Consider the following 23,020-nt stretch of genomic DNA (forward strand, 5'->3'; position numbering starts at 1 on the left):
GGAATCAGGCAAGTTCGATCCAGTGCTGAGCACGGGCGACCTCCATGAATTGCTCGATGTCTTCACCGAGTTCAGGCACACCGGGAAATTGCGCGTCGAGTTCGCTGATGATCGCCGCGACATCGCGCTCGCCATTGATCAAACCACCGATCAGCGCCGCACTTTCATTGAGTTTGATCATGCCTTCCGGGTAGAGCAACACATGGCCTTTCTGCGCCGGTTCGTACTGGAAACGGTAACCGGGACGCCAGGTCGGAGTCTTGCTGCGATCGAAACTCATAAGGTGATTCCTTTGTGCCAGACGCGCTGGTCGGTCACGCTGTGATACGGCGGGCGTTTCAGTTCGTAGGCCATGCTCATGGCATCGAGCATGCTCCAAAGAATGTCCAGTTTGAACTGAAGAATTTCCAGCATGCGCTCTTGGCCGACCCGCGTCGTGTAGTGCTGCAACGTGATCGCCAGTCCGTGTTCGACGTCGCGACGCGCCTGACCCAGGCGAGTACGGAAATACTCGTAGCCGGTCGGGTCGATCCAGGGGTAATGCTGCGGCCAGCTGTCGAGGCGCGACTGGTGGATCTGCGGCGCGAACAGTTCGGTCAGCGAGCTGCTGGCAGCTTCCTGCCAATTGGCCCGGCGGGCGAAGTTGACGTACGCATCCACGGCGAAGCGCACGCCGGGCAGCACCAGTTCCTGGGACCGGAGTTGGTCCGGGTCGAGGCCGACAGCTTGTCCCAGGCGCAGCCAGGCTTCAATGCCGCCGTCTTCGCCGGGGGCGCCGTCATGGTCGAGCAAGCGTTGAATCCACTCGCGACGAATCTCGCGATCCGGGCAATTGGCGAGGATCGCGGCGTCCTTCAGGGGAATGTTCACCTGATAGTAAAAGCGATTGGCAACCCAGCCCTGGATTTGCTCTCGGGTCGCCCGGCCTTCATACATCGTCACATGATAAGGGTGATGGATGTGGTAATAGGCGCCTTTGGCACGCAGCGCGGCTTCGAATTCAGTGGGGGACAGTGCGGTGTCAGTCATTTCGGTTCTCCGGGTACGACCGCGAAATTGATGTTGCCTGGTCGAGCCTCATTGCTGGCAAGCCAGCTCCTACCGTGGATTTTCGGTGCACACAAAACCCTGTGGAAGCTGGCTTGCCAGCGATAGGCCGCGCAGCGGTCTCGGCACTTACAGCACAATACTCATACCGTCATACGCCACTTCAACATCGCGCCGAAGCAACTCCGCACGCTCCGGCGAATCTTCATCGAGAATCGGGTTAGTGTTGTTGATATGGATAAGCACCTTGCGCTGATTGGGCAGTTGCTCCAGCACTTCCAGCATGCCGCCGGGGCCGTTCTGCGCCAGGTGGCCCATCTCCCGACCGGTACGGGTGCCGACGCCACGGCGCTGCATTTCATCGTCGTCCCACATCGTGCCGTCCACCAGCAGGCAGTCGCTGCCGGCCATGATGTCCAGCAACGGCGCGTCGACCTTGCCCAGGCCGGGCGCGTAGAACAGTTTGCCGCCGGTATTCAGGTCTTCGACCATCAGGCCGATGTTGTCGCCAGGGTGCGGGTCGAAGCGATGTGGCGAGTAAGGCGGTGCGGCGCTGCGCAGCGGCAGCGGGGTGAAACGCAGGCTTGGGCAGGCCGCGATGGTGAAGCTCTGGTCGAGTTCGATGCGGTTCCAGTTCAGCCCGCCGTTCCAGTGGGTCAGCATGGTGAACAGCGGGAAACCGGTGCTCAGGTCTTCATGGACCATGTCGGTGCACCAGACATTGTGCGGGCAACCCTCGCGCAGACTGAGCAGGCCGGTGGTGTGATCGATCTGGCTGTCCATCAGGATAATCGCGCTAATGCCGGTATCGCGCAGGGCGCGGCCCGGTTGCATCGGCGTGTAGCTCTGGAGCTGGGCACGGATGTCCGGCGAGGCGTTGCACAACACCCAGTTCACGCCGTCATCGGAAATCGCGATGGACGACTGGGTCCGCGCCTTCGCCCGCAGGGTGCCACTGCGAAACCCCGCGCAATTGACGCAGTTGCAGTTCCACTGGGGGAAACCGCCGCCGGCGGCGGAACCTAGAATCTGGACGAACATGGGCGCTCCATCATTTCAACGCTGAACATAAAAACGCCCCGGTAAACCGAGGCGCTGAACGGCAGGACAAGCTTAGCGGCTAGCGAAGTACATGGTGACTTCAAAGCCGATACGCAGGTCGGTGTAAGCGGGTTTGGACCAGGACATGGAAGCGCTCCTTCAGGTGATGGGACGGTTGAGATCTATACATATAGTCCACCTCCAGCCGGAGATGTTCAGATAGTTAGGTGGCTATGTTACTCAAAATTACCAAACGATTGCCCTGCGTTCCCGGAAAAAGCTAATTGCACCAACGGTAATGATCATGTTTTTACCGGCCAAGGTGCGTCCGGTTCCGAGCTGCTGGCCAGTCCGCGCCAGCCGCCTTCGGCATTGATGAGTCGATGGGCGGCGGCGATCAGACCTTGGCGGTCGATGGCCAGGATCGACAAGGGCAATTGCGTCAGATAATCCGACGAGCGGTTAGCCAGACGGCTGTGCCAGAGCAGTTCGGCGGCTTTTGCGCCGGGGAGCGCAGTGACATCAAACTGGTCGGCCAACGCTTGGCGCTGATCGTTGAAAGCGACCTCATCCATGCCTGCGATCATTTCGGGCAATTCGCTGAAGAAGTGTTCAATGTGATGCAGCAAATCCAGAGGTGCGACGCTCGGTGATTGCACGCCAAACAGAATGCCCGTCTGCCCATGGATCTGGTGCAGTGCGCTGAACACTGCGTAACCCAATTGCAGATCCACGCGCAGCCGCTGGTGGAACGGGGTCTGCGCCATGTGCGCGAGCAAGCGCCACGCGGCTTCGTCGAAGATTTCCTGAGTGGCCGTCGGACAGAACAGCAACAATGCGTGTTCGCTTGATTCGGTATCGAGCGTTGTCCACAGGCGTTGAGAACAGATCGGGGATGGCGGAGCCGGTAGGGTATCCGCTACGCCGGGCACGCGACTCAGGGCCAAGCCCATTGCCGCTTGGGTCTGTGCCGTCAGACCGGTCGCCAGACCGTCCCAGCGCGCACTCGACCACAGCTGCTGCACGTCATCCGAGACTCCGGTGTGCTGATGGCAAAGATCGGGCAGCATCTTCAGCAGTTGTTTAATCGGTATCAGCGCAGGGCTTTTCGGTTCTTCCTGTGAGAACCCGCTATCAGGTTGTGTCAGTTCTTTCAGCACATGTTCGAGGACGGCGGGCATCGGCTGTTGCAGTCCCGTCAACTTCAGCAACCATTCATTGCCCGATGCGCTGAAGGCAACGTCGACGCCGGCGTGACGGGCGTCTTCAAACAATGACTGCAAACGATTTTCCAGACGCTGTTGGAGGCCCGGATGCGGTTCAGCTTCCAGTCGCCAGCGCAGATAAATCACGCCTTGCGCCGTGTTATCCGGCCACGCCTGGCTGAATTGCATCGGCGTTTGTTCCCGACGGCTGCGCGAACGATCCTGGGCAAACGTGCGCAGGCCACGGTGCTTACTGGTTTGCCCGCGAATCAGTCCGGCATGTGGCGCAGGCGCTTCGGCGCGCAAGAACGGATTGGGCGTCGGCAGTTTCCATGCGCTGCTGAAGTTATCCACAGCACCCATTTTCTTCAGGATATCCTTGAGGGCGACCACACCCTGTTCGGATAAGCCGGTTTCAAGTTGTTCGCTGTCGATTCGGGCCAGTTGCAATGCACTGCTGACCTGATGCTGGCAGTAGAGTAAAGCCGCGTACTCCTCACGCAGGCTGTCCCAATCTCGCCGAGAGGCAAAAAAGCCCAGCCAATCCAGGAGCTTTTCACGCAGGACACTCGCCGGTGCAGTCGTCTTGAATTCAACGTGCAGTACGGCCTGCCCGGCAAACTGATACAGCGGCGCGGCCTTCAGATATTCCGCCATTCCTTGGGCACGCAACTCAGTCAGCAGCCCCCCAGGTTTCGCGGCGTTCAACCAATGACACAGGAACGCCAGCGCTTCGGCCGATGCTTTGGGCAATGCTTCTAAGGTAAACAGCAGGTCGAGCCGACGCTCACCAGCCTGTTGATAACGTGTGTCCGAGGATTCCATCAACGGCACAGGCGGTTGTTGTGCGACGGTTTCGCCGACAGGAATTGCCGCGCCGAAACCCAGCGCCATTTTCTTCAATTCTTCGATACTTTGCGGGCCGGCCAGGCTCAGCGTCATTTGCCCGGTCTGATAAAACCGCCGATGGAAGCCCTTCAACGCTTGCTGAAAGTCTGCTTGCGCCACCGGCAGGCTGTCGCGGTTTCCTGCATGAAAGCCGCGCAACGGATGCGCTGGCGACAGCCCATTCAACAGCGCCAACTGCTGTTGCGCCGTGGGATTCTGTGACCAGGCGACAAATTCTGCGTGCAGCACTTCCCGTTCCCGCAGCTGCTCGTCCGGATTCATACGCGGATGAGCGAGCATGTCCGACAGACGCTCCAGACCAGCGCTGAACGCCTGAGGTGGCAACTCGAAAAAGAAGTCTGTGGTGCGTTCGCTGGTGCGTGCGTTCACCTGTCCGCCGCGACTTTGTACATAGGCCATCAGGCCTTGTTCTGCGGGGAAACGCTCAGTGCCTAGAAACAACAGATGCTCAAGAAAGTGCGCCAGACCGGGCCATGCCAAAGGTACGTCATGACTGCCCGCAGCGATCCGCAACGCCGCTGCACAGCGCTTTAGATCCGGGGCATGACGCAGGGTCACCCGCAATCCGTTGGCCAGGGTTTCAATGTGGGGGCGAGGGTGATTCAACGCAGGCATGAGCACTTCCAGAACAGAGAAGCGCTAATGCTAGCGGATTACGGAGTGCTAGCGCTTGTTCAACTCACCGTAAAGCTCTGGACGGCGATCGAGGAAGTAGCGATTGGCGGCACGGGAATCGACCATCAACTGACGATCCAGCTCGCCGACAATCAGTGCTTCGTCCAGGCCGGCCTGGGCGATGCGACTGCCATCCGGTGCAGCGATGCTGCTCTGGCCGCAATAGTGGATGTCACCCTCACTGCCACAGTAGTTGGCGTAGACCACATAACACTGGTTTTCGAACGCCCGGGCACGCACGGTGACGTCGGCGACGAAGTCGTAGGGAATCATGTTCGCCGTCGGCACCAGAATCAGCTCGGCGCCGGCCAGCGCCAGGCGTCGCGCGTTTTCCGGAAACTCCACGTCGTAGCAGATCAGGAAGCCGAGCTTCCAGCCATTGAGCTCCACCAGCGGAAAATCATCCTGGCCGGCGCTGAACATCGAGTGATCGAGGTCGCCATACAGATGAGTCTTGCGGTAGTTGCACAGGCGCTCGCCGTTGGCGTCGATCAATTGCACGGCGTTGTAGATCTGCCCGTCCGCAGTGCGCTCGGGATAACCGTACAAAATGGCAATGCCTGCGGTTTTGGCAATGCGCGCGATCTGCTGCGCCGATTCACCGTTGTGCACCTCCGCCAGCACGCTGACGGCATCGACACCAATGTTGTAGCCGGTCAGGAACATCTCCGGCAGCACCAGCAAATCGGCGCCTTTGGCCTCCAGCGCCAGCTGATGCAGGCGTTGCAGATTGCCGGCGACGTCAAGCGGCAGCGGTGGACATTGGTAAAGGGCTACGCGCATTGGGAACTCCTTTTACTCGGGCAGGGCGATCGGACCGATCTCGTTGAACACATCTCCTGGACCCGGGTTCTCGGCGTGAGTTTCACCGCCGAAGTGTTTCATGATGCCCCACACCGCATTCAACGACGTTTGCACCGCGCCTTCAACCCACGCCGGCGTCCATGAAACGTCGTCGCCGGCGATGAAAATCCCGCGTTGTTCAGCCGGCATGTGGTCTTGCATGAAATGCGCGTACATGCGCTGGTTGTAGCGATAATGGCCGGGCAGTGCGCCTTTGAAAGCCCCGAGGAAATGTGGGTCTGCTTCCCACGACACGGTGATCGGGTCGCCGATGATGCGGGCGGCGATGTCGACTTTCGGATAGATTTTTTTCAACGCATTCAACGCCAGCTCAACGCGTTTCTCCACTGGGTGCGGAAGCATTTTCAACGCGTCGCTCATCCACGAGTACGACAGGCATATAACGCCAGGTTTGTCGTCACCGTTGTCGAACAGGTAGGTGCCACGGGTCAGGCGATCGGTGAGCGTCATGCTCATCAGGTCGCGGCCGGTTTCCGGGTCCTTGTCCTTCCAGAACGGCCGGTCGACCATCACAAACGTTTTCGAGGATTGCATGTAGCGGGTGCGGTCCAGGGCCATCCACATTTTTTGCGAGAACAGGGTTTCGTCGCATTCGATCTGGGTGGTCAGCAGCCAGCTCTGGCAGGTGGTCAACACGGCGGCGTACTCGCGGGTGTCGCCGTTGTTGTCGGTGACCGCAAAACGGCCATCGGCGGCATGGGCGATTTTTTTCACCCCGGAGCGCGGCGCGCCGCGGTGCAGCGATTTCAGGCTGGTGCCTTCGGGCCAGTGCACGCAACGTTCCGGCACATGACGCCAGATGCCTTGCGGTACTTGTTCGACGCCGCCGACAACCAGATGCTGGTGATCGTCGCAGTTGGTCATCACCACGCGGAAGATTTCCAGCATCGAGTTCGGGAAATCCGAGTCCCAGCCGCCGGTGCCGAAGCCGACCTGGCCAAATACTTCGCGGTGGTGAAACGACAGTTTGGCGAAGGCTTCGGAAGTGGCGACGAAGTCGTAGAAAGTGCGGTCGTCCCACAGCGGAACCAGGGTGTTCCACAGTTCTTTAAGGCGCGGTACGTCGCGGTCGCGGATCGCTTGCTGGATATCGGCAAACTGCGAGCCAGCTTCCAGCGCATCCGCCCACGCGTCAGCCACTTCCTGAAACAGCGCAGGCAGATCCGCCAGTTTCTGTGCGTAGTGGGTTTTGCCTTCAATGTCGATGACGGTGCTGCCCGAGGCAGGTGTCAGCGGGTTAGGGAAGGGCTTGGTCTGTAGGCCGAGTTTGTCGACGTAGTGATAAAACGCCGTGGATGACACCGGGAAGCGCATGCCGCCCAGTTCCGCGACGATGCCATCGGTCCCGTTGAACGCTTGCGAACGCAGGCGGCCGCCCAGTTTCGACGCTTCGTAGACGACCGGCTTGAGGCCCAGTTTCATTAACTCATAAGCGGCCACCAGACCTGCGATGCCGGCGCCCACGATCGCCACTTCGGCGCCAAGATTATGCGCAGGAATACTGCCGAGGCCAGCCGGGTGCTCGATCCAGTCGTCGAAGCCGAAGGGAAAGTCCGGGCCGAAAATGGTGACTGGTTTTTTACCGTCTGCAGGATGGCGATTGTTGTTGTTCATGGCTGACCTTGCTGGCGACCGGATGCGGGATACGCATCTGAGTATAGGAAAAGATGGCAGCCATTCTAGAGAGCGTAGAGCACGTTAATAAGGCGCAATGTGTCGTCGATTTGCCAATTTACTGATCACTATGACGATTGATCACTGCATACCGCCCAGCGTTCAAGCCTGCGCCGGCGTTTAAACCGGTTGTCCCCGATCAATCTTGCTGCTGAGAATGATCGACGTAGTCGTCTTCTCCACTCCATCCACGCTCCCGATCTGATCCAGCAACTGATCCAGCTGCTCCGGCGAATCGGTGCGCAACCACGCCACATAATCAAATTCGCCACTCACCGCACACAACTGCTGCACCTGAGCCATGGCACTTAGCCGACGCACCACTTCCTTGCCGGACCGCGGTTGCACCGTAATCCCCACGTACGCCTGCAACCCGCCGTCCACCACCCGCTGACCCAGGCGCACGCCGTAACCGGTGATGACTTTGGCCTTTTCCAGCCGCGACAGTCGCGAAGTCACCGTAGTACGCGCGATGCCCAATTGCCGGGCAAGCATGGCGACGCTTTCGCGGGCATTGATCTGCAGAGCCGCGATCAATTGGCGGTCGATTTCATCAAGGACGGGCGGGCGGGTGTCGGACAAGGGGCGTCTCCAGCGGTGCAGAACAGTGGTTCTGCATGTTACAGGGACATCTCGGAAATCGAATGTCTGATCTAGGCTCATTACAGCCAAATGCGAGTTCCAGGTTGCGGGGCAATCAATGATCAAAAACATGCCCGCCGCTGTGCGGGATCGCGCATTGCAGATTGCCCATCACGAAATGGGCCACTACGTCATCGCCCGCGCCCTGGGGTTTGCAACGGGTGGCGTGACGCTGTCCGTGACCATGGACTTGCGGCATCTAGGGGGTGCATCCATTACTTTGGCGCGGCCAATTACTTCGCTGGACGCGATGAGGGAATACCTGGAAGCGCGGATGATGGTGCTCTTTGCAGGAGCCATGGGGCAAACACTCTCTTCACCTCGCTCCACCGGCCCACGTGTCGACAAGTCGTCGGCCATCGCGATCCTGCAGGGCGCGCTGGGTGCGGAACAGGATTACGCGAAGATAAAGGAGTTACAGAATTTGCTGCGCAATCTCACCTGTCCTGGCACGGAGTCCACCTCGCATGAGCGTGTCACGGCGGAGCTTAAAGTGATCACCGAGCGGGTGTGGTTGCGTACTCAAACAGTCGTTGAGGATGTAGCCGATACGATTACCGAGTTAGCCTTGGCATTGGTCAGTCGCATGGTAATCGTTGAGCAGTGGGGCAGGGCAGAGGATACGTATGAGGTCGTTGTTACGCGTGAAATGCTTGAGGGGTTGCCAGCAGTGCGGGCCATACAAGTCTTGAACGCTCGGAAGTAAAACCGCTCGCCGTCCCATCGCGATGTGAAAGCCCCGAATATCCGGGACTCATTCCACGGCCAATGTGCCGCTATTTTCTGGATTTCATCTCGGGGCCATCAGGTCCGCGCTCCAGTACCTTCATCACATCATCGACCACCGCTTTGCTCATTGACGTCAAGTAATGCGCAGCCCAGGCGAAGCGGTCGGTGTCCTTGGCGTAGGCCGCTTCGATGGTCAGCTCTTTGGCGAGGCACAGCAGATTGGAGGCTTGCGCCAAGGCGTCGGCGAGAGGGACGCCGCGGGTGACGTGGAACTGGGCTTGGTTTAAGCAATAAAGAAAGGGGGTGAGGCCAATGGTTTTCAGGTCTGAGGGGTGGGGCGAATTTGTATCTGTCATGGTGAAACTCCTAATTTGAAGTGGCGTCGCATTCGTTTCCAAGCGAATGGGTGACGGCTACGCGCAGGTTGGAAAACCGGGAAATTAGGAAACCGGCACGTCCGAAGACGTCCCGCGCACAGCCGCCATGAATCAGGAGGGCAAGCTACAAAGCTTTCAATCCTGGAGGAGTGCTGTTGCGATTAATTTCGGCGGGTTTCCAAGCCCGACCGCTGAATAGTCAGCGACGTCCCGAGAGTATCCCGTCGAATAAAAGCGCAACAAGGCATCAAAGTGCCCAAAAAACACGATTCGGATTTTGCCTACAAGGTCTGCGGACGTCATCCGATATTGCGCCACCAGAAGTAAACAAAACTAAACTTCAGAAGCCTTGTTGCCGCCTTTGACGAGTAACTAGCGCTAACAATTGCCAATGGCAACCGAGGTGGTCGCACTGCCGATACCGCCTAAAGTTATTCCCTTGAGATCATATTCCTTGGATGGCATATTGGTATGGGTTGGGAAGTTGAATACACCGATGAGTTTGAAGGCTGGTGGGAAGGGTTGGATGCCAAGGAGCAAGCCTCAGTGTCAGCCTGCGTCGATTTACTGGGGGGCTTCGGTCCAGGCTTGGGTTTTCCCCACAGCAGCGATATCAAGGGCTCGCGATTGGGGAATCTGCGTGAGCTTCGGGTCCAGCATGCGGGTCTACCCTACCGCGTGCTCTATGCGTTTGATCCGCGCCGATGCGCGTTGCTTTTAATCGGAGGCAACAAATCTGGTCAGAGCCGCTGGTATGAAGTGCAGGTCCCGCTGGCAGAAAAATTGTATGACGAACATTTGGACATATTGAGTAAAGAGGGCCGTAACGATGGCTAAGAAATTTGCTGAACTTCAAGCGCGCATGACGCCGGAATCACGAGCTGACGCGGAGCGGCTGTTCCAGCAACACCTCAAGGAAATGCCCCTGCACGAGCTCCGCAAGGCTCAAGAACTAAGCCAGGAAACGCTGGCCAAGGCGCTACACGTCAACCAGGCTGCCATTTCCAGAATGGAACGGCGCACAGACATGTACATCAGCACCTTGCGTAATTACATCCGCGCCATGGGTGGCGAACTGGAAATAATCGCGACCTTTCCCGAAGGCCAGGTCAGGATCGAGAATTTCGCCAACTGAGTGACATCCGTCACGCTGCTGTTCAATCAGATACGAAAAAGCCGCGCATAAAGCGCGGCTTTTTTTGTTTGGTGGGCCCACACGGACTTGAACCGTGGACCAAAGGATTATGAGTCCTCTGCTCTAACCAACTGAGCTATAGGCCCTCAGTAGGCCGCGGATTATAACGACGGTTTCTCGACTGTGCTATGCGAAAAATCTGATATGGCTATACGAAGAAACGTCGCGGCGAATTCGTCTGCGGGCAAGGGCTGGCTGATGATGTAACCCTGAATCTGTTCGCAGCCTTCTTCTGCGAGAAATTGCTGTTGCGCCAAGGTCTCTACACCTTCGGCAATCACGGTGAATTGCATGCTGCGACCCAGCGCGATGATGGCGCGAACAATCGCTGCATCGTGGGGATCGTCCGGCAGGCCGCGGACGAAAGACTGGTCGATCTTGAGAATATCCAGCGGCAGGCGCTTGAGGTAGCTCAGGGAGGAATAGCCGGTTCCGAAGTCATCGATCGCCAATTGCACACCCAAGTGTTTGAGTTGATGCAGCACCGCCAGCGCTTCTTCGGCTTGGCTCATGATGAAGTTTTCGGTAATTTCCAGTTGCAATAAATTGGGATGAAGACCGTTGTCCTTGAGCAGTTGTTCGATCCGGCCGAGCAGGTTGGGCTGACGCAGTTGCGCACCGGCGAGGTTGACCGACAGCGAGCCGAAGCATTCATAGGCCTGATGCCAGTCGTACATCTGCCGGCACGCGGTTTCCAGCACCCAGTCGCCGATCTGCAGGATCATGCCGTTTTCTTCGGCCAGCGGAATGAAGTGTTCCGGCGGTACGTCGCCAAAAGTCGGGTGACGCCAGCGGATGAGGGCTTCAGCGCCCACCAGGCGGTTGTCGTCCACGCTGATTTTCGGCTGGTAATGCAGCAACAGTTCATTGCGCTCGATGGCGCGGCGCAGTTCATGCTCGAGTGCGACGCGCTCGCTGGCCTGGGCCGTCAGATCGCGGGTGTAACTTTCGACCCGATTGCGGCCCTTGGCCTTGGAGCGGTACATTGCCGCGTCAGCGTTCTTGACCAGTGTGGCAACGTCACCGCCGTCCTTGGGATACAGGCTGGTGCCGATGCTGGCGCTGATGAAGAACTCATGCTCACCGGCCTGAAACGGTGCGCCAAAGCAGTTGAGCAACTTGGTTGCGATGTTGTCGGCATCACTGGGCTGCTGCAGGCCGGGCAGCAGGATGATGAATTCGTCGCCGCCGAGGCGCGCAACGGTGTCGATGTCGCGCAGTTGCTCTTTGAGGCGCACGGCGATGCCCTTGAGCAGCAAGTCGCCGACGGGATGGCCAAGGCTGTCGTTGATGTGCTTGAAACGGTCCAGGTCGAGGAACAACACCGCGCCCTGGCCACCGTTTTCTCGCTGGTTGTCGAGCGCGGTCAGCAGTCGGCTTTCGAACAGGGTGCGGTTGGGCAGGCCAGTCAGCGGGTCGTGATGCGCCTGGTAATCGAGTTTGGCTTGGGCGTGCTTGAGGCTGGAGATGTCGGCGAACACCGCGACGAAGTGGGTGATGAACTTATCGCGGTTGCGCACGGCGCTGATGGTCAGCCAGCTCGGATAGAGTTCGCCGTTCTTGCGTCGGTTGGAGATTTCGCCCTGCCAATGACCTTCGGCTGTCAGTTGATGCCACATGGCAGCGTAAAACGCGCTGTCATGCAGGCCCGAAGCGAGCAGGCGCGGGGTGTGGCCCAGCGCTTCGCTTTCGCTGTAGCCGGTAATTTCGGTGAACGCGCGATTGACCGCGCTAATGTGCTGTTGGGTATCGGTGATCAGCACGCCCTCGGCAGTGCTCTCGAATACGGTCGCCGCCTGTTGCAGTTTTTCCTGCATCAAGTGGCGCTCGGTGATGTCCCGGGCAATGGTCAGCATGCAATCTTCATCGCCGATCGGCAGTGGCCGACTCGACACCTCGCAGAGGCGGATCTGCCCGTCGCTGCGGCGGATATGGCAACTGAAATCGCGAACGAAACCATCGCGGTGCAGCAGGTCGAGCATCTGTTTGCGTTCGTTGAGATTGACCCATATACCCAGTTCCAGAGCCGAGCGGTCCACAGACATCGCACTGTTGAAACCGGTGATGCGACTGAAACCTTCGTTGACCTCCAGCAACAAGCCATCGCTCTGGCGTGACAGCAGCAAGCCGTCGGGTGACGCATGGAAGGCTTTAGCGAATTTTTCCTCAGAAGTTTGCAGCTGTTGCTGGGTTTCCTTGAGCTGACTGATGTCGCGCACGACCACCACGAGCGCAGGGGTGGTATCGAGGTCGAACGGCTCGGCGGAGATCAGCCCGGTAAACACCTGGCCATTGCTGCGGCGAAAAGGCATCTCCAGATTACGAATGCTGCCGGCCTGCAGGCGCTGGAGCAAGCCTGGTCCGACGCCGGGAATGCCCCAGATATTCAGGTTGGTGGCGGTCTGGCCGATGACCTCGTCAGCCGTTAGCCCGATCTGTTCCTCGAAGGCTTCGTTGACCTCCAGCAGGCAGCCGTCGGAGAGTCGCGCGATGACCAGAATGTCCGGGCATTGCTGGAATACCGAGGCAAATTTCTGTTCCGACAGGCGCAACGCCTCTTCGGTGCGCTTGGCTTCGCTGATGTCGATCATCAGCCCCCGCATCACCGGCTCTTGCCCATGCTCGATCAGACTGACGATGTCGCGCACCCAGATGCAGCGGCCATCGGCGGTGATCACCCGGTAATCGAGGCTATGATCGCGCCCGGCCAGGACTTCGTGATCACAGAAGGTCTGGGCTCGAGTCAGGTCGGCGGGGTGGATGATGTTGCGCCAGAAGCCGGGAATCAGCCAATGGGCCAAGGGGTAACCCAGCAATTCTTCGGCGTGGGGCGAGACGTAGCTGTAGGTAAAATCAGTGATCCGCGCTTCCCACGCAATAGCCGACAGGCTTTCCACGAGACCGCGATAGTGATATTCGCTGCTGCGCAGTTCCTGTTCAAGGTCGACACGGCGGGCGATTTCAGAGCTCAGTCGGCGGTTGATCCGAATGACCACCGCCAGCACGGTGATCAGCAACAGCAATCCCGGCAGGCCATACACCAGCAGGTCGGACCAGAAAGTCCGGTGATCGAGCACGTTGCCGACCCAATGTTCCTGGATGGCGCTGATTTCATCCGGAGTCATGTCAGCCAGGACTTTGTCCAGAATTCCGACCAGGATCTTGTTGTCTTTGGGCACGCCCATGGCCAATTGATAGCGATACGGTGTCTCGCCGCTGACGTAGAGCCCGTCGAGCTTGAGCTGACGCAAGCTCCAGACGCTGGAAGCGAGGTCGCCGACCACGGCGTCCACCTCATCGGTCGCCAGTGCCTGCAAGGCTGAGCTGACATTGGGCATGCCCACCAGGTTCAGATCGGGATGGTGGGTGCGCAGCAGTTCATGGGGGGCATAGTTTTCTACCACGGCGATTTTCAGGCCGTAGAGGTCTTCGAGTTTGCGCGGCTGGGCGCCCCCTACGTGGGCAAGAATGACAATCGGAAAATCCAGGTAAGGACGGGTAAATGACAGGTACGTCTGGCGTTCCGGGGTCGACATGATACCCGGCAACAGGTCCAGCTTGGCTTGTTTGGCTTGGTCGAGAACCGCCGTCCAGCTCACGGGCTCAATGGGCGTGAGTTTTACGGCCAGGCGTTGGCGAATCAGGTCGATGTAATCCGCCGCAAGGCCCTGATAGCGGCCGTGATCGTCGCGAAACTCGAAGGGTGGCCATGACGCATCGACACCCAGGCGCAAGTCCGGGTGGGCCGCCAGCCAGCTACGTTCATCGTCGGTCAGAGTCAGCGCGCCAGCCGTTGCGGTCCAGGTCATCAGCGACAGCAAAAAAAGCACGGTCGGCAGTCTGGGCATAACGGTCTCGTTATGGCTCGGGGGAATGTTTCGAGTGTAGACGGGCAATTCGGCGGGGGGGGAAGTACGAGGCGTTTTATCTGTAGATAGCAAAACCCCCCGGCCTGGGCCGGGGGGGCTGTCATTACTCGTCGAGGAAGGAGCGCAGATGCTCGCTTCTCGTCGGGTGGCGCAGCTTGCGCAGCGCCTTGGCTTCGATCTGACGAATCCGTTCACGGGTGACGTCGAACTGCTTACCAACCTCCTCGAGGGTGTGGTCGGTATTCATGTCGATGCCGAAACGCATGCGCAGTACCTTGGCTTCACGGGCAGTGAGGCCGGACAGCACTTCGCGAGTCGCTTCTTTAAGGCTCTCAACGGTGGCAACATCGATTGGCGACTGCATGGTCGAGTCTTCGATGAAGTCACCCAGATGGGAGTCTTCGTCATCACCGATCGGGGTTTCCATGGAGATCGGCTCTTTAGCGATCTTCAATACCTTGCGGATCTTGTCCTCAGGCATTTCCATGCGTTCGCCCAGCTCTTCCGGGGTCGGTTCGCGACCCATTTCCTGCAACATCTGCCGGGAAATACGGTTGAGCTTGTTGATCGTCTCGATCATGTGCACCGGAATACGGATGGTGCGAGCCTGGTCGGCGATCGAGCGAGTGATCGCCTGACGAATCCACCAGGTGGCATAAGTCGAGAATTTATAGCCGCGACGGTATTCGAACTTGTCTACCGCTTTCATCAAGCCGATGTTGCCTTCCTGGATCAGATCGAGGAATTGCAGGCCACGGTTGGTGTACTTCTTGGCGATGGAGATCACCAGACGCAAGTTCGCTTCAACCATCTCTTTCTTCGCGCGGCGGGCCTTGGCCTCACCGATCGACATGCGACGGTTGATGTCCTTGATCTCGGCAATCGTCAAACCGGTCTCGGTTTGCAGCGCGACCAGCTTTTGTTGGCAACGAATGATGTCCGGTTGCAGGCGACCAATGGCTTCAGCGTATTTGCTTTTGCCTTTGGCCAGTGCGTCGGTCCAGCTTTCGTCGACTTCATTGCCCGGGAACTGGCGCAGGAAGTCAGCACGCGGCATGCGAGCGTCACGAACACACAGTTGCATGATCGCGCGCTCTTGCTGACGCAGACGGTCCAGGGCACTGCGAACACGCTCGACCAGGCCTTCGAATTGCTTCGGCACCAGTTTGATCGGCATGAACAGCTCAGCCAGCAGCACCAGCTCGGCAATTGCCAGCTTATTGCCACGACCGTGCTTTTTCAGCGCCTTGCGGGTGACTTCCATCTGATCGGAGACAGCGCCAAAACGCTGTGCAGCGATGACCGGGTCCGGACCGCTTTCGGCTTCTTCTTCGTCGTCAGTCGTTGCTTCGGCGTCATCGTCGTCAGTTTCGTCGTCCGCTTTCACGGCTTTCGGATCGACTGGCGGCGGCACTTCTGCAGCAGGCGGCGCAATGCCGTCGTCCGGGTCGATATAACCGCTCAGGACGTCGGAAAGGCGACCACCTTCGGTGGTGACGCGGGTGTACTCGGAGAGAATATGGTCAACCGTGCCAGGGAAGTGCGCGATTGCGCCCATCACTTCACGGATGCCCTCTTCAATACGCTTGGCGATTTCAATTTCGCCTTCACGTGTGAGGAGCTCTACCGTACCCATTTCGCGCATGTACATGCGCACCGGGTCGGTGGTGCGACCGATGTCGGTTTCGACCGCTGCCAACGCTGCTGCTGCCTCTTCGGCCGCGGCTTCGTCGGTATCGGCGTCGGCCAGCATAAGAGAATCCTTATCTGGCGCAACCTCGAATACGTTGATCCCCATGTCATTAATCATGCGGATGATGTCTTCCACCTGTTCCGGATCTGAAATATCCTCCGGCAGGTGGTCGTTGACCTCTGCGTAAGTCAGGTAGCCCTGCTCACGACCCAGTGTGATCAACTCTTTGATACGAGACTGCTGTTGCGCTTTTCCGGACATAACACCCTATCCACTGAAGGTCTTGGCGGGCAAAAAACAAGCCGAGGATTATACCTGAGCTATGACCTCACGCGCCAGTTGAGGTCGGGTTTGGTAGAGCCTTATTGCGATTTAACAGGTCGCGCATCTGATTTGCGATCTGATTTGCTTCCTCTGCGGTCAATCCCGGCTGTCGTGCTTTTCTGATAAGTGCTTCCAGGCTATCCGTGTGTTGACCGGCGGATAGCCTAGTAATGGTGTCTAAAAACTGTTGTTCAAGGTTGTCGCCATCAATCAGCCATTCCTTTTCCGCCAATGCCTTGAGCAGTCGCCCTTGTTCAGTCCCATGCCAGCGGGCCATCAATTGAATTGAGTTTAGCTTAGGATTTTTTTGTACGGCCTCGACGAGGGCTACCAGCAATTGCGCGTAGGTGTTGCTCTCATTGGCGAAGTGATCGGCGGTTTCCACCTTGCCGGCCAGTTCTGGATGATGGATGAGCGTACGCAGCGCGATCAATGTCGGCGCTTCTACGGCAATGGGTGTGCGCGGAGCGGACTGTTGATCGCGATCACCGCCCCGTTTGCCATTCTTGTTCCAGGGTTTCTTGTCCCATTTCTTGCCGCCGGCGCCGGGTTTTTTCGGCGTCCATTCTTGCTGCGGCGCATAGGTGTCTTGGGCCTGCGGCTGATGGTAGTCGCTGTAATCCGGCATGGCGTCGTAATCGATGCCCGGGTCGTAGGCGGGTGGCGCGTCCTGCGGTGCGCTTTGCACCAGCTGGCTCACGGCCACACCGCTGAGCCCGGTAATCTCGGTCAGGCGCTGGCGCATCAGAATGCGCAGATTCGCGCCCGGAACCTTGTCGATCAGCGGCGCCGCGAGAGTGGCCATGTGAGCCTTGCCTTCAAGCGAGCGCGGATCGGATTCCTCGGTCAGTTGTTGAAAGAAGTAATCCGCCAAAGGCTGCGCATGCTGGTTGATTCGCGCACGAAAAGCGTCAGTGCCTTCCGAGCGCACCAGCGTGTCCGGATCTTCTCCCTCGGGCAGAAACAGGAAGCGCGCGCGGCGTCCGTCTTGCAGGCAGGGCAGTGTGGCTTCCAGTGCGCGCCACGCGGCGTTTCGTCCGGCCTGGTCACCGTCGAAGCAGAACAGCACGTTGGGCACGACGCGAAACAGGCGCTTCAAGTGCTCTTCGCTGGTGGCGGTGCCTAGCGTCGCGACCGCATTGCGCAAGCCCTGCTGGGCGAGGGCAATGACGTCCATATAACCTTCAACGACGATAATTTCGTCGAGGTTGCGGTTGTTCTTGCGTGCCTCATAAAGGCCGTAGAGCTCCTGGCCTTTATGGAATACCGGGGTTTCCGGCGAGTTCAGGTATTTCGGTTTGTCGTCGCCCAATACCCGGCCGCCGAAAGCAATAATGCGCCCACGGCTGTCGCGGATGGGGAACATCACGCGATCGCGAAAGCGGTCATAGCGTTTGCCGGTCTCGGCGTTCTCGATCAGCAGGCCGGCATCGACCATGGCTTTCTGTTGCAGGGTGTCGCTGCTCAAATGCTTGAACAGGTTGTCCCACCCCGGCGGAGCGAATCCTAGGCCGAAGTCCCGGGCGATTTCGCCGGTTAACCCGCGACCCTTCAAGTAATCCACAGCGGCTTTGCGCGATGGATGGCTTTTCAATGCCTGGCGGTAAAAGTCGGCGGCGGCGGTGAGCAGCGGGTACAGCGGCGAATCGGTCGGCTGCCGCGGCTTGTGCGGCCGGCCGCTCTCTTCGCGAGGGATTTCCATGCCGGCGGCTTTGGCCAGTTCTTCGACCGCCTGGATGAAGTCCAGGTTGTCGTGGTCCATCATGAAGCCGAGGGCGTTTCCGCCGGCGCCGCAACCAAAGCAGTAGTAGAACTGTTTGTCCGGACTGACGCTGAAAGAGGGAGTTTTTTCTTTGTGAAACGGGCAGCAGGCGGTGTGGTTCTTGCCGGCTTTTTTCAGTTGCAGGCGCGAGCTGACCACATCGACGATGTCGGTGCGGTTCAGAAGGTCGTCAATGAAGCTCTGGGGAATTAGCCCGGCCATGGCGTTCTCGTCAACTGCGCTGAAATGGACCCGAAACGAAATGTGGCCGAACGCAGGTCGTTGTTTGAGGCGCGCAAAAAAAGCGGCTCGACCAGTGTCGTCTGCGTAATCGCTGTCGGGGAGTGTATCTGCCGAAAATCCACTGACGTTAATACCATTAAGTATTCGACCAGTATTCGACTATTTGAAAGTGTTTCGCTGAATCCGCTGCGACCAGTTGATGGCCCCGGATAGCTCATAAGCGGGCACGCAAGAGGGTGCCTTGGGCTGATCGTCGTGAGAGGAATCAGTGGGTGTGCTCGTCAGTAGCCTTGGAAGGCTCGTCAGAAAAGACGTGCACCGCTGGCAAAAGAGCCAGGTCTGACGCTGTGAAGCAGGTTTGTCTGGGTCGCATGTGCGGCTTTGACGGTGAAGCATCAAGCGTTGTCCGCAAATGCCATCAGCCCGGCTGAGGGCCGGGCTTGGCAGAAGCTTGCTACGATCGTCTGTGTTTTAGTACAGACGAACGGCGCGGCGCTGTTCGCGCTGAACTTTCTTGGCGTGACGCTTAACAGCGGCTGCTGCTTTGCGTTTACGCTCAGAAGTTGGCTTCTCGTAAAATTCGCGGCTACGAACTTCAGCCAGTACACCGGCTTTTTCGCAGGAGCGCTTGAAACGACGCAGAGCTACGTCGAAGGGTTCGTTCTCTTTTACTTTGACGGCTGGCATCCAGAGCTACCTTCATTCATTACCGGGGTCAACATCCTCGCGGCAAAAGAGCACTTGAAGACGTCGGTTTTTAAGGGTTGCGGATGTTAACCCCTCATCGCTCGGAATGCAAAGCCTCTGATCGAAAACCGCTAGTCGGGGCATCGCATGGCGACTATTATGCGCGCCTTCGAATTCAGCCTAAACAAGGCGCAAACCCATGCTAGTACTGGGATTAGAAACCTCCTGCGACGAAACCGGTGTCGCATTATATGACAGTGAACGTGGCCTGCTGGCCGACGCGCTGTTCAGCCAGATCGACCTGCACCGCGCCTATGGCGGCGTGGTGCCTGAGCTGGCTTCGCGCGATCACGTCAAACGCATGCTGCCCTTGATTCGTCAGGTGTTGGTCGAGTCAGGCTGTGTGCCGACCGAGATCGATGCAATCGCCTACACCGCGGGTCCGGGGTTGGTTGGTGCCTTGCTGGTGGGGGCTTCCTGCGCTCAGGCGCTGGCCTTTGCCTGGGGCATTCCGGCTCTTGGCGTGCATCACATGGAGGGCCATTTGCTGGCGCCGATGCTGGAGGCGAAACCGCCTGAATTCCCGTTCGTCGCTTTGTTGGTGTCCGGCGGTCATACGCAGCTGGTTCAGGTCGACGGAATCGGTCAATACACGCTTTTGGGCGAGACCCTCGACGATGCGGCCGGTGAAGCTTTCGACAAGACCGCGAAGATGATGGGCCTGAATTATCCGGGTGGTCCGGAGATTGCCAAACTGGCAGAGCAGGGCGTTGCCGGACGTTTCACCTTTCCTCGCCCGATGTGCGACCGGCCGGGCCTGGCGTTCAGCTTCAGCGGCCTGAAAACCTTCGCGTTGAACACCTGGCACCAGTGCGTCAGCGCCGGGGACGACAATCAGCAAGCCCGTTGCGACATCTCTCTGGCGTTCCAGCAGGCCGTGGTGGAGACTTTGACCATCAAGTGCAAGCGAGCCCTGAAGCAGGCGGGCATGAAGCGTCTGGTGATCGCAGGCGGCGTCAGCGCCAACAAAGCGTTACGGGTTTCCCTGGAGAAAATGCTCGGCGATCTGAAGGGCGATGTGTTTTATGCCCGTCCCGAGTTTTGCACCGACAACGGCGCGATGATCGCGTTTGCCGGCTGCCAGCGCTTACGAGCCGGTCAGCACGAAAGCCTGGCGATCAGCGTGCAGGCGCGCTGGCCGATGGAGCAATTGTCAGGCTTGTGATGAGCGATGCTCGCGTCCGGCATTTAAAAATGCCGTTCGCGCCCGGCAAACAGGTCGCGTAGATTGCCGCGATGACGCCAGACGATCAGCGCCGTGAGCGCACTCATGGGCAACAAGGCCGCTGGTTCCTGCCAGGCTAGCAGCGGCAGGGTCAATGGTGTGGCAATCAGTGCGGCGAGTGAGCTGGTGCGGGTCAGGTAGAACGTCAGCAACCACGCGCACACCGCCAGCAGGGCCGCTGGGGGGTAAAGCCCCAGCAACATGCCGGCAGCGGTGGCGACGCCTTTGCCGCCGCGAAAGCGGAAGTACACAGGGAACAAATGACCGATCACGGCGCAAACGCCGACCCAGGCCTGTTCTTGCAGTGAAAGGCCGGCAACGCAGGCGATCAGCACCGGCAGCAGGCCTTTGCAGAGGTCGCCGATGAGGGTCAGGATGGCGAGTTTTTTGCCAGCCAGCCGCAACATGTTGGTGGCGCCGGCATTGCCCGAGCCGCTCATTCGCGGATCGGGGCTACCGGTCAGGCGGCTGAGCAAAATGGCGAAGGACAGCGAGCCGAGCAGGTAGGCGAGAGTCGCCAGTAACCAAAACATGCTAACTATTCCGGGCGAGGACGCCCTGATTCTAACGGCGCATTGCGCCCTTGTCGTGCAGTGGAGAAGAGTGCTTGGACAGAGTGTTTATCGAGGGCCTGGAAGTCGACACCGTCATTGGTGCCTACGACTGGGAACGAGGCATCCGACAGTGCCTGCGTCTTGATCTGAGTTTCGCTTGGGATAATCGCCCGGCCGCCGCCGGAGACGACCTGACCCTGGCGCTCGATTACGCGAGCGTTTCGGCACGCATCCAGGCCTTTGCGGAGCAGGCACGGTTTCAACTGGTCGAGACCTTTGCCGAGCGTCTGGTTGAAGTGCTGATGAGCGAATTCAACATCACCTGGATGCGCCTCAAACTGACCAAGCCTGGCGCCGTCCCGGCGGCAACCGGTGGCGTGGGCGTGGAGATCGAGCGCGGATGTCGCTGACTCAGGTGTACCTCGGGCTCGGTAGCAACATCGAGCGCGAAACCCATTTGCAGGCGGGTCTGGAAGCCCTGGCGGGTTTTCTGGTGGATATACGCTGCTCGGCGGTCTTCGAAAGCCAGCCAGTGGGGATCAAGAGCGGGCCGTTCTTCAATTTCGTGGTCTCGGCTTACACCGATCTGCCGCTGATGGAGCTCGACCGCCGCTTGAAATTCATCGAGGCGGACAACGGTCGCTATGCGCCGGACCGCAAGGGTTTGCCACTGGATATCGACGTTTTGCTGTTCGGCGATCGGGTGGGCAACTTTGATGGCTTGATCCTGCCGCGTGCCGAAATTCTGAAAAATGCCTTTGTATTGTGGCCTTTGTCGCTGATTGCACCGGACCGTGTGCATCCGGGCGTAGGCAAAAGCTTTGCGGCGTTGTGGGGCGAGGCAGAGATTGACCAGGTGTTGGCGCCGGTGGCGTTTGAGTGGCGGGGGCAGCAGTTGACCCCATTGAATCTGCTGTGAGGCACCAGACGCCTTCGCGAGCAAGCCCGCGAAGCCTTTCAGGCGGATGCCTCCTTATAAATCTTGAGCGCATTAAGCCGTTCACGCTTGATCGCCTCACCCAGCTCTGGCCCCTTGAAGCCTTTCTCCAGCAACGGCTGAACCGCCACGCTCCGAGCCGCAGTCGCCGCCCCACGTAAATAATCCGCCTGTGGATAACTTCGCTGTTCCAGCCCTTTGCGTCCTCGAGCATCCATTTCACACGCGGCGATGAATTCCTCAAATCGCTGCGGCCGGCGGTAGACGTCAAAGCTCTGCAGCAACTCCAGCAAGGTCGATGGCTTCAGTTCCAGGGCGCGGTGGCCGTGGGTGTGATATTGGCCCACGAGCAAGGCCAGTTCGTGGCAGTCCTTCGGCGCCTTGAAGCGCTCGTTCACCGCTTTGATCAGCTTCAGGCCTTTGTGCTCGTGTGCGATATGCCTTGGCCATTCTCCTTCCGGTGTCAGGCCCTTGCCCACGTCATGCAGCAGGCAGGCCCAACGCACGGTCAGTGGCTGTTTGTGCAGTGCTGCTTGCTCAAGCACGCTCAACGTGTGCACACCGGTGTCGATTTCCGGATGATGAGTTTCCGGCTGCGGAACGCCGAACAGTGCATCGACTTCCGGCATCATTACCTTCAGCGCACCGCAATCGCGCAGCACCTGGATGAAAACCTGCGGTTGATCTTCCATCAGCGCGCGGGAGATTTCTTTCCAGATGCGTTCCGCCGTCAACGCTTCAAGTTCGCCTGAATCGCTGAGTGCGCGCATCAAATCCAGTGTTTCAGGTGCGACAGTAAAACCCAACTTCTCATAGCGAGCGGCGAAGCGGGCAACGCGCAGAACTCGGAGCGGATCTTCGGCAAAAGCAGGGGAAACATGACGAAGAATGCGCGCTTCCAGATCGCGCTGGCCATGATGAGGGTCGGTCAGATTTTGCTGATCGTCTTCGGCGATGGCGTTGATCGTCAAATCGCGACGGATCAGGTCTTCTTCGAGGGTGACATCAGGACTGGCATGGAAGGTAAACCCGCCGTAACCCCGGCCACTTTTGCGTTCGGTTCGGGCGAGGGCGTATTCCTCTCCGGTTTTGGGGTGAAGGAACACCGGGAAGTCTGCCCCCACCGGGCGAAAACCCTTGGCGAGCATTTCCTCGGCCGTGGCGCCGACTACAACCCAGTCGATGTCTGTGACAGGCTTGCCAAGCAGACGATCGCGAACCGCGCCGCCGACTTTAAAAATCTGCATAAAAAACCTCCGTTAGCTCGACAGAATAACCGTTGCGTCGAGCTTTCGGAGGCAGAAACAC

Annotated in this window: 21 protein-coding genes and 1 tRNA gene; 6 read left to right on the forward strand and 16 right to left on the reverse strand. The window is 58.7% G+C overall.

Annotated features, from left to right (window positions below; translation table 11 throughout):
• Positions 1 to 4 precede the first annotated feature (4 nt).
• The 8 genes from pqqD to ACYZT4_RS23480 all read right to left on the reverse strand — a co-directional run bounded on the left by pqqD (position 5) and on the right by ACYZT4_RS23480 (position 7,997).
• Positions 5 to 280 (reverse strand): pyrroloquinoline quinone biosynthesis peptide chaperone PqqD, encoded by a 276-nt coding sequence (pqqD, locus tag ACYZT4_RS23445; RefSeq protein WP_461983198.1) that lies wholly within the window; start codon positions 278 to 280, stop codon positions 5 to 7.
• Complete coding sequence (gene pqqC / locus ACYZT4_RS23450; RefSeq protein WP_461983199.1) at positions 277 to 1,029, reverse strand: pyrroloquinoline-quinone synthase PqqC; 753 nt, start codon at positions 1,027 to 1,029, stop codon at positions 277 to 279. The genes pqqD and pqqC overlap by 4 nt, the downstream gene beginning before the upstream one ends.
• Positions 1,030 to 1,176: 147 nt before the next feature.
• The gene (pqqB, locus tag ACYZT4_RS23455; protein WP_461983200.1) at positions 1,177 to 2,088 is read right to left on the reverse strand and encodes a pyrroloquinoline quinone biosynthesis protein PqqB; all 912 of its coding nucleotides are present in this window, start codon (positions 2,086 to 2,088) and stop codon (positions 1,177 to 1,179) included.
• Between the two features lie 72 nt (positions 2,089 to 2,160).
• On the reverse strand, positions 2,161 to 2,235 hold the full coding sequence (gene pqqA, locus ACYZT4_RS23460; protein WP_009045898.1) for a pyrroloquinoline quinone precursor peptide PqqA: 75 nt from the start codon (positions 2,233 to 2,235) through the stop codon (positions 2,161 to 2,163).
• Between the two features lie 155 nt (positions 2,236 to 2,390).
• Positions 2,391 to 4,817 carry a pyrroloquinoline quinone biosynthesis protein PqqF gene (pqqF, locus tag ACYZT4_RS23465; RefSeq protein ID WP_461983201.1) on the reverse strand — a complete coding sequence of 809 codons (2,427 nt, stop codon included), beginning with the start codon at positions 4,815 to 4,817 and terminating at the stop codon, positions 2,391 to 2,393.
• 48 nt (positions 4,818 to 4,865) lie between these two features.
• Positions 4,866 to 5,660 (reverse strand): carbon-nitrogen hydrolase family protein, encoded by a 795-nt coding sequence (locus ACYZT4_RS23470; RefSeq protein WP_461983202.1) that lies wholly within the window; start codon positions 5,658 to 5,660, stop codon positions 4,866 to 4,868.
• Positions 5,661 to 5,672: 12 nt separating this feature from the next.
• Positions 5,673 to 7,355: a flavin monoamine oxidase family protein gene (locus ACYZT4_RS23475; RefSeq protein ID WP_461983203.1), complete on the reverse strand. Its 1,683-nt coding sequence runs from the start codon at positions 7,353 to 7,355 to the stop codon at positions 5,673 to 5,675.
• Positions 7,356 to 7,535: 180 nt separating this feature from the next.
• The gene (locus ACYZT4_RS23480; RefSeq protein WP_461983204.1) at positions 7,536 to 7,997 is read right to left on the reverse strand and encodes an Lrp/AsnC family transcriptional regulator; all 462 of its coding nucleotides are present in this window, start codon (positions 7,995 to 7,997) and stop codon (positions 7,536 to 7,538) included.
• Between the two features lie 118 nt (positions 7,998 to 8,115).
• Here ACYZT4_RS23480 and ACYZT4_RS23485 point away from each other — a divergent pair, with 118 nt between their 5' ends.
• Entirely contained in the window at positions 8,116 to 8,763 is a 648-nt protein-coding gene (locus ACYZT4_RS23485) for a peptidase M41 (protein WP_461983205.1), read from the forward strand.
• A gap of 70 nt (positions 8,764 to 8,833) precedes the next feature.
• On the opposite strand, the gene ACYZT4_RS23490 is transcribed toward ACYZT4_RS23485, so the two are convergent.
• Positions 8,834 to 9,142, reverse strand: coding sequence for a DUF3077 domain-containing protein (locus tag ACYZT4_RS23490; protein WP_461983206.1), 309 nt, complete (start codon positions 9,140 to 9,142; stop codon positions 8,834 to 8,836).
• 492 nt (positions 9,143 to 9,634) lie between these two features.
• Between ACYZT4_RS23490 and ACYZT4_RS23495 the strand changes: the two genes are divergently transcribed.
• Both ACYZT4_RS23495 and ACYZT4_RS23500 read left to right on the forward strand, forming a co-directional pair.
• Positions 9,635 to 10,000 carry a type II toxin-antitoxin system RelE/ParE family toxin gene (locus tag ACYZT4_RS23495; protein WP_461983207.1) on the forward strand — a complete coding sequence of 122 codons (366 nt, stop codon included), beginning with the start codon at positions 9,635 to 9,637 and terminating at the stop codon, positions 9,998 to 10,000.
• Positions 9,993 to 10,298, forward strand: a complete 306-nt coding sequence (locus ACYZT4_RS23500) for a helix-turn-helix domain-containing protein (protein WP_461983208.1) — start codon at positions 9,993 to 9,995, stop codon at positions 10,296 to 10,298. Before ACYZT4_RS23495 ends, ACYZT4_RS23500 begins: the two co-directional genes overlap by 8 nt.
• Before the next feature lie 69 nt (positions 10,299 to 10,367).
• On the opposite strand, the gene ACYZT4_RS23505 is transcribed toward ACYZT4_RS23500, so the two are convergent.
• From ACYZT4_RS23505 to rpsU, 5 genes are all read right to left on the reverse strand, one after another.
• Positions 10,368 to 10,444, reverse strand: a tRNA-Ile gene (locus ACYZT4_RS23505).
• A 15-nt stretch (positions 10,445 to 10,459) separates the two neighbouring features.
• Positions 10,460 to 14,206, reverse strand: a complete 3,747-nt coding sequence (locus tag ACYZT4_RS23510) for a bifunctional diguanylate cyclase/phosphodiesterase (RefSeq protein ID WP_461983209.1) — start codon at positions 14,204 to 14,206, stop codon at positions 10,460 to 10,462.
• Between the two features lie 124 nt (positions 14,207 to 14,330).
• Positions 14,331 to 16,181 carry an RNA polymerase sigma factor RpoD gene (gene rpoD, locus ACYZT4_RS23515; protein WP_461983210.1) on the reverse strand — a complete coding sequence of 617 codons (1,851 nt, stop codon included), beginning with the start codon at positions 16,179 to 16,181 and terminating at the stop codon, positions 14,331 to 14,333.
• A 67-nt stretch (positions 16,182 to 16,248) separates the two neighbouring features.
• On the reverse strand, positions 16,249 to 18,228 hold the full coding sequence (gene dnaG / locus ACYZT4_RS23520) for a DNA primase (RefSeq protein ID WP_461983211.1): 1,980 nt from the start codon (positions 18,226 to 18,228) through the stop codon (positions 16,249 to 16,251).
• Between the two features lie 492 nt (positions 18,229 to 18,720).
• Complete coding sequence (gene rpsU / locus ACYZT4_RS23525) at positions 18,721 to 18,936, reverse strand: 30S ribosomal protein S21 (RefSeq protein WP_002551877.1); 216 nt, start codon at positions 18,934 to 18,936, stop codon at positions 18,721 to 18,723.
• Positions 18,937 to 19,135: 199 nt separating this feature from the next.
• On the opposite strand from rpsU, the gene tsaD reads away from it, so the two are divergent.
• Positions 19,136 to 20,161, forward strand: coding sequence for a tRNA (adenosine(37)-N6)-threonylcarbamoyltransferase complex transferase subunit TsaD (gene tsaD, locus ACYZT4_RS23530; RefSeq protein ID WP_461983212.1), 1,026 nt, complete (start codon positions 19,136 to 19,138; stop codon positions 20,159 to 20,161).
• A gap of 23 nt (positions 20,162 to 20,184) precedes the next feature.
• On the opposite strand, the gene plsY is transcribed toward tsaD, so the two are convergent.
• Positions 20,185 to 20,754, reverse strand: a complete 570-nt coding sequence (gene plsY, locus ACYZT4_RS23535) for a glycerol-3-phosphate 1-O-acyltransferase PlsY (protein WP_461983213.1) — start codon at positions 20,752 to 20,754, stop codon at positions 20,185 to 20,187.
• A gap of 74 nt (positions 20,755 to 20,828) precedes the next feature.
• On the opposite strand from plsY, the gene folB reads away from it, so the two are divergent.
• Positions 20,829 to 21,185: a dihydroneopterin aldolase gene (folB, locus tag ACYZT4_RS23540; RefSeq protein WP_461983214.1), complete on the forward strand. Its 357-nt coding sequence runs from the start codon at positions 20,829 to 20,831 to the stop codon at positions 21,183 to 21,185.
• Positions 21,176 to 21,694, forward strand: a complete 519-nt coding sequence (gene folK, locus ACYZT4_RS23545) for a 2-amino-4-hydroxy-6-hydroxymethyldihydropteridine diphosphokinase (RefSeq protein WP_461983215.1) — start codon at positions 21,176 to 21,178, stop codon at positions 21,692 to 21,694. The genes folB and folK overlap by 10 nt, the downstream gene beginning before the upstream one ends.
• A 38-nt stretch (positions 21,695 to 21,732) precedes the next feature.
• Here folK and ACYZT4_RS23550 read toward each other — a convergent pair whose 3' ends face one another.
• Positions 21,733 to 22,959, reverse strand: coding sequence for a multifunctional CCA addition/repair protein (locus ACYZT4_RS23550; RefSeq protein WP_461983216.1), 1,227 nt, complete (start codon positions 22,957 to 22,959; stop codon positions 21,733 to 21,735).
• Between the last annotated feature and the right edge of the window lie 61 nt (positions 22,960 to 23,020).

Source organism: Pseudomonas sp. GB2N2, from assembly GCF_054897705.1.